Source organism: Treponema sp., from assembly GCF_052169735.1.
Classification (GTDB): domain Bacteria; phylum Spirochaetota; class Spirochaetia; order Treponematales; family Treponemataceae; genus Treponema.
Map to the genome: position 1 here is coordinate 1 of NZ_JBQNBW010000087.1, position 6,966 is coordinate 6,966.

5 protein-coding genes and 1 pseudogene are annotated in these 6,966 nt (G+C 45.2%); 2 read left to right on the forward strand and 4 right to left on the reverse strand.

All coding sequences use genetic code 11. The features are described from left to right. Both ACTTJ8_RS10950 and recG read left to right on the forward strand, forming a co-directional pair. Positions 1–374, forward strand: a pseudogene (locus ACTTJ8_RS10950) (hypothetical protein); the annotation flags it as partial. A gap of 166 nt (positions 375–540) precedes the next feature. Further along, positions 541–2,736 carry an ATP-dependent DNA helicase RecG gene (gene recG / locus ACTTJ8_RS10955; RefSeq protein WP_442721203.1) on the forward strand — a complete coding sequence of 732 codons (2,196 nt, stop codon included), beginning with the start codon at positions 541–543 and terminating at the stop codon, positions 2,734–2,736. Between the two features lie 3 nt (positions 2,737–2,739). Here recG and ACTTJ8_RS10960 read toward each other — a convergent pair whose 3' ends face one another. From ACTTJ8_RS10960 to ACTTJ8_RS10975, 4 genes are all read right to left on the reverse strand, one after another. Beyond that, entirely contained in the window at positions 2,740–3,594 is an 855-nt protein-coding gene (locus ACTTJ8_RS10960) for a carbohydrate ABC transporter permease (RefSeq protein WP_442721204.1), read from the reverse strand. Beyond that, the gene (locus ACTTJ8_RS10965) at positions 3,591–4,511 is read right to left on the reverse strand and encodes a carbohydrate ABC transporter permease (RefSeq protein WP_442721205.1); all 921 of its coding nucleotides are present in this window, start codon (positions 4,509–4,511) and stop codon (positions 3,591–3,593) included. Before ACTTJ8_RS10965 ends, ACTTJ8_RS10960 begins: the two co-directional genes overlap by 4 nt. Before the next feature lie 59 nt (positions 4,512–4,570). Further along, positions 4,571–5,863 carry an ABC transporter substrate-binding protein gene (locus ACTTJ8_RS10970; RefSeq protein ID WP_442721206.1) on the reverse strand — a complete coding sequence of 431 codons (1,293 nt, stop codon included), beginning with the start codon at positions 5,861–5,863 and terminating at the stop codon, positions 4,571–4,573. A gap of 110 nt (positions 5,864–5,973) precedes the next feature. Continuing rightward, a partial coding sequence (locus tag ACTTJ8_RS10975) for a MurR/RpiR family transcriptional regulator (protein WP_442721207.1) occupies positions 5,974–6,966 on the reverse strand: 993 nt, incomplete at its 5' end.

Sequence of the window (6,966 nt, forward strand, 5' to 3'; positions counted from 1 at the left end):
TGATAGCAACGAAGTCACCGGTATTACAAATGCTGAATGAAAAAATAGACATACTCACCTTATCACCGACAGAACGGAAACTGTATGAGTCAAGAATGAAGCTGAAAAGCGATATAACGACCATCTCAGAGACACAATTCAGTGCGGGGGTTGAACGGGGTAAAGCCCTTGGTCTTGCTGAAGGCAAATCGCTTGGTCTTGCTGAAGGCGAAGCAAGAGGTAAGTCGCTCGGTCTTGCTGAAGGGGAAGTCAGAGGTTCTCGGCAAAAAGCTTTTGAAACAGCGCGTAACTTACTTGTGATAGGTTTATCTATTGAAAATATCGCAAAAGCAACCGGCTTAACCGTACAGGAAGTAGAAACACTTAATTCATGATTGGTGCGAAGGGTTTATCCTCACATGCTGCGCCGAGGTATGTTGATGATAAAAAGTTTCTAGCTTTTTATAATGCGAAATCCCTATAATAAATTGATAAAAGAAATGCCATAGCCTATACGCACAGCGCAGTAGAGAAAACGTACATTTAGCCGATAAGAGTATTATGCTGATTGGAGAAATTCAAACACCCGTTTCCGATCTTCACGGAGCCGGAAAAACAACAACTGAGCAGCTACTCCGGCTGAATGTTACCACCATCGGCAGCTTGCTGCAGCTCTGGCCTCGTTTGTGGGAAGACCGGAGCCGCTATAACACACTCCGGGACTGGAATACTTTTCATAAATTAAATGTACCGGTAACCGTTACCGCACATCAATGGTTCGGTTTTGGACGGATGAAAACATTAAAGCTGATGATCTGTGATGCTGAAGGGAGCCGTGCAGAACTCATCTGCTTTAACCGTCCTTTTTTGGAGAAATCTTTCCCGGAAGGGGCGCAAGCGCTGGTGTACGGATCCTTTTCCGTGAAATACGGTGTTTTACAGTCTAGCGCCTTCGATATTGAAAAGCCTGAACATGCGGAGCGGCGCATTCTGCCGGTATATCCGCTGACACAAGGACTCTCCCAGACAAAACTGCGGAAGCTCATTGCTCAAGCCCTCGATGCGTATGCCCGCGGCATTGATACGGAGCTGCCGGCGGAGGTGCTGGAAAAATACCATTTACCGGATAAAAAGCAGATATTATATGCAATGCACCGTCCAAGCAGTATGCAGGAGGCGGAAAACGCCCGTACTGCGCTTATCTTTGAAGAGTTCTTTTTATATGAAGCCGCAGTCGGTATGCGCTCGCTTGAACGGCGGGGGGTATTGCCGAAACTGAACCAGCCTGCACATACCACCGGGCAGCCGGTTGAGAAAACAGCCCTGCCAGCCGAAGCAGCTATGCCGCCGGCAGAAAGAGCCGCGGAACCTACGGATGAAACACAGACACTACCGACACAGGATGGCACCGCACCGCAGACAGAATCTCCCTGCGGAGACCCCCTACCGGCTGCGGTAGCGGTTGAGTACAGCCCAATGCAGCAAAAACTGCTATCCCGCCTGCCCTTTGCTCTCACCGCTGATCAGCAAACCGTAACCGCAGAGATAAATGCCGATATTGACAGCACTGTTCCCGCTGCCCGCCTCATCCAAGGGGATGTCGGCTCCGGTAAAACCCTCGTAGCTTTTTTCGCCTGCCTCAAAGTTATCGAAGCAGGGGGACAGGCAGCCCTCATGGCACCCACGGAATTGCTGGCACGGCAGCACGCCGATACAGCGGCAAGACTCTTAGAACCACTGGGCGTGCGGCTTGCCTTTTTAACCGGTAACCTCAAGGCTACTGGACGCTCTCAGCTGCTGCACCAGCTTGAAACCGGCAATATTGATCTTATCATCGGGACTCATGCCCTTTTTTCCGCACAGACACGATATAAAAATCTCCGCATGGTGATTATTGATGAGCAACACCGCTTCGGTGTGCTGCAACGGTCTGCCATCATTCAAAAAGGTATAGACAGCGGAAAAAAAGCCCCGCATTTTTTGATGATGAGCGCAACCCCCATCCCCCGCACGCTGGCATTGTCCATGTTCGGCGATCTTGACGTATCAGTTATTAAAACAATGCCGCCCGGAAGAAAACCTGTTATCACCTACATTGCGGCACAAACGAAAGCAGAAAAAGTGTATCATTTTATCGGACAGGAAATCCTCGCCGGGAAACAGGCATACTTCGTCTATCCGCTTATTGAAGATTCCGATGTAATGAGCCTGAAATCGGCAGAGGAAATGTTTGCCGAGCTGAGCAGGGATTTTCCCCATCACCGGCTTGCCTTATTGCACTCGAAAGTACCGGAAGAGGAAGCGCGGTCGATTATGCAGGAGTTCCGTGCAGGAACAATCCATATCCTTGTTGCGACGAGCGTTATAGAAGTAGGGGTTGATGTGCCGAACGCAACCTGTATGGTTATTGAACATGCAGACCGCTTCGGACTTTCAGCTCTTCACCAGCTGCGGGGTAGAATAGGACGGGGAAGCGATCAAGCCTATTGTTTTTTGCTCTATGGAAAGAATATTACCGAAACCGGCAAGGCACGGCTCAAAGCAATGAGCAGCACAACAGACGGGTTTATCATTGCGGAAGAAGACTTAAAGTTGCGCGGCCCGGGAGACATTGGAGGTACGGAGCAGTCAGGCTACTGCGGGTTTGTGCTTGCAGATCCCATCCGAGATTTTGCATTATTAGAACAAGCCCGCGCAGCAGCTTTCGAGATGTTGGCAGCCCGGCATGGACGCTCAGGCATCTCCAAAATCGGGTAAGCGCTATTTTACCGCACCTGCTGTCAATCCCTTTATAAAGTACTTACTCATCATTGTATATAAAAGTATCATTGGAACAATCGCTATTGTCAGTCCCGTAAACACCAGTGTCCAGTTTGTGCTATACTGCCCCAAAAAAGAACTCAAGCCAACCGGCAGGGTCTTTAATGTCCGGCTATGCAAAAACACCAGCGGAAAGAAAAAATCATTCCAAATAGGAACTGCATTGTAAATAGTTACCAATGCTATTCCGGGAAGGATAACCGGCATCATAATATAACGATAAATGGTAAAATCATTACAGCCGTCCATTCTCGCGGCGTATTCAAGGTCGATAGGCACCGCAGAAAAGAAACCGGCAAGAATAAAAACAGTGGAAGGAATCCCCATCGCAGCAAAAATAAAGATTACCGATAAAAAGCTATCCATAAGCCCCAAGTTCCTGATGAGCATAAAAAGCGGGATAATTGAGGCCTTCAGCGGAAGGATAATTCCGCTTAAAAAAAGCATAGAAATCAGCAGAGAGCCTTTGAAAACATAACGCGCAATACCATAAGCTGCCATAGAACCGAACACCAGAATCAGAATCATAGAACATACTGTTACAATAATGCTATTGAGAAAAAAATTCTCGAATTCCATATCAACCCAAACTTGTTTATAAGAAGAAAAGTCAGGGCTTTCCGGTAGTGCAAAAGGATGCAGCAGTATTTCCTGTGTCGGTTTGAGCGAAGATACAATCATATTAAACAGCGGATAGACAATCAGCAAAGCATAGATGATCATCAATGTAAGCACGATAATGATAAAGACTTTATTGATAATACCGGTATGCGAGAACCGTAGATTACCGGTCATAATCGTATCTCCTTTGCTTTTCCGACAAGCATGGAGAACATCGAAATAGCCAATGTTACAACATAAATAACAACGGAGATCGCACTGCCGATACCTATTTCAGGATTGCCGGTATCAACGGAACCAAAGGCGGTGCGGTAAAAGAGTGTTCCGATAGTGTCGGTACTGTAATCAGGTCCTCCGCCGAGATCGGTCATAATGTATATCTGCTCAAAAACATTCAAACTCCCGATAACCGTTAATACGGTAATAACCGTCAGCGCCGGTACAATAAGCGGAAGAATAATCCGCCAAAATAAACATCTTTCGCTTACACCGTCAATATAAGCAGCTTCCAAACAACTTTGATCGATTGAATCTATAGCGGCAAGGAATACTAACGAAGGGAAGCCGACCCAGCGCCAGATATTAGTTATAATAACGGCAAGCAGCGCAGTGTGTTCATCACCAAGCCATGCCCGTTGATAAGATGACAACCCAATGAGGTTTAAAAAGCTATTCACCAGCCCATCATTTTTTAAGTACATGCTCCATAAAAAGCCGACAGCAACGATTGAAAACAGTACCGGGATAAAAAAGACGCGTTTAAAAACAGCAGTTCCTGCTATTTTTTTACTGAGCGCATAACCGAAGAGTAATCCCAGCCCATTTTGAATCAGCATAGTATAGCAAAACCATATACCGTTGTGCTTCAAGGCATTTAACAAACGCTCACGGTAAGGCTCCGTGAAAAAGAGCTTTTTAAAATTTGCTAATCCTGCAAAGGCTCCCCGCTGCAGCTGATGCCATATAAAGAAGCTATTATATAAGCTGAAAAACAACGGCAACAAGATAAATATCACCACAAAGAGGAGGGCAGGTACGATAAAAAATATTATCCAGAGGCGTTTCTGTAAAGCGGTTGTTTTTAGTATCATAGAGCGCTACAATCCGCAAGCGCAACAAAAAACACGAATATAAGATTTTTCACTGGCATCTACCGCTGAAACGGCTTATAATATCCGGCAATGCCCGTTTGCACTTTTTTACATGCCTGCTCTGCAGTTAAAGTACCTGCTAAATACCCCTGCCCTGCCGCCTGCCACAATGAAGAACCGGTCGGCTGCTGGTACCGGAACGGCACCAAAAAGAGATAATTGGTACTATTTTTTAAAAGTTTTACAACCTTGCTTACAAAGGGATCCAATGAAGTGTTGACTCCGGGAACAGCGCTCACCATCATCAAGTCCGAAATAATCATATTGCCTACTTCACGGGAACCGAGAAACTGCAAAAACGCAAGAGATGCTTCTTTATACAATGTATTTGCATTCACCGCCCAATTCATATCAGCATACACACTCACATACTGTGTACCGGCTTGCATTCCGGGGATGGGAAAAATATCAAAAGCAAGCTTAGCATTCTGATCTTTGATGGTACCTGCTTCGTAAGAACCGCCGATAAAATGAGCAGCCATTCCATTGATAAACAAAGCCTGCATATCGTCATAGCCGACCCCGGCAAATAGTTCGGGCATATACGGACATAGTTCGCCGATCTTTTTAACGGCACCGATAAAACGAGGGTCTTCAAACGTTGTTTTACCGGAGACAACCGCAGTATAAAAATCATTAGCGCCATAAAAATTCGGACCTACCCCGCCGAGAAGTGTTTCTACCGTCCAACCGTCTTTTGAACCGTTTGCAAGCGGCAGAATCTCATTATTTTTACACACTGTTAAATTCTTTAAAAATTCATCCCAGGTTTCTGGAACCTTTAAGCCTAACTTTTTATAGATGTCCTTATTATAGTAACAAAAAATTGCCTGACTCAATGCAGGTAACCCGTAGAATTTTCCATTCGTTAAACTCCGTGCACCCTGTTTAGCAGACTCGGCATAATTCTTTATTGAAGGAACAGCATCATCGAGCGCAAGCAGGTACCCGCTATCGGCAAGGGTTTGTAAGCCGCCATACGCCCTGCCCATAAACACATCAGGTCCGCCGCCGCCCTGCAGCGATGCACTGAGGATGGTATTATATTCGGTATTTTTAATTGCTGTTTGTTTCACCGTAATTGCAGGATATTTTTTTTCAAATGCACGGATAATTTTTTCATAAAATTCAACATCTTCAGCACGCCATGTCCAAAATTCCAGTGTAACCTTACCGTTTATCTCGGCACTCTTTTCTTTTGACCCTAGCGCTGCTACTGCACACGGCACCCATAGCAGAAATACGGCAGCAAGTACCGCAGTTTTTAACATACTTTTTTTTTGTTCCGGCATTTTCAGCTCCTTCCCTTTCGGGATTTTTTTCTATATTTTTTTTTCTATATACTATGCACTAGTATACACTATTAATGCATACTTTACTATCATATTCGCACAGGATTCAATTAAAATACGTCATTCTGTCCGTTGTTTTGCCGATGAGATGCAACCACCTTTCCTGTGCGGGCAATATTTTCAATACTCTGTTCCATATCACGGGTAATGAGCGCCGTATACAACACATCTATAACCAAAAGCTGATTCATACGTGAAATAGTAGCTCCATGCCGGGACAGAGATTCCGTATCGGGAATACAGAAGATAAAATCAGCTAATTTTGAAAGACTATTCCCCCCTACACGGGTAACGGCAGCAACCTTTACCCCGTTTTCTTTTGCAATTTGTACCGGCGCAAGTATCTCTTTTGTTTCTCCCGAATATGAAAAGGCGAAAAACAGATCAGCCGGCGTTAGGGTAGCTGCTGCTGTCAGCTGCATGTGGCTTTCTTGGTGAAAGGTTGAAAGAATACCAAGCCGCGTCAATTTTTGCTGTAAATCCATAGCGGCAACAGCAGATGCCCCGATACCGTAGATATGTACCGACCGCGAATGCAGAATAACAGAAACGGTATCGAACAGCGTTGTTTCATTCAACAATTTTCCGACATTTTGAAAATTCCCGATTGCAGTTTGAATTAATGTCGAAGCGATAGCTTCCATCGGAGCATTCGTCTCAAAATTAAAATCGGGTAAAAAAACCTCACCTTTTTCGGGAGAATATACATCTTTTGCCAAGAGCAATTTCAGCGTATTAAAACTACTTACATGTATCCGTTTGCAAAGCCGGGTAATTGCTGCAGTACTGACATGGGCTGAGGCAGCGAGGTCGGAAATACTAAGCCGCATCGCCTCAGCAGGGTGCTCAAGGACAAACCGCGCAATTTGCTGTTCGCTGGGAGAACAATTAGGTAATGACTCTTGGATCAAATATGATATACTCATCGTATCCCCATTGTGCGCTATCCCACCTACTTTGTCAAGGAAGATAGGTATCGTAACCAAGAATTCCTCTCTATAAATAATGTAAAAAATATGGAGCATTACAACCGCCATTATAAG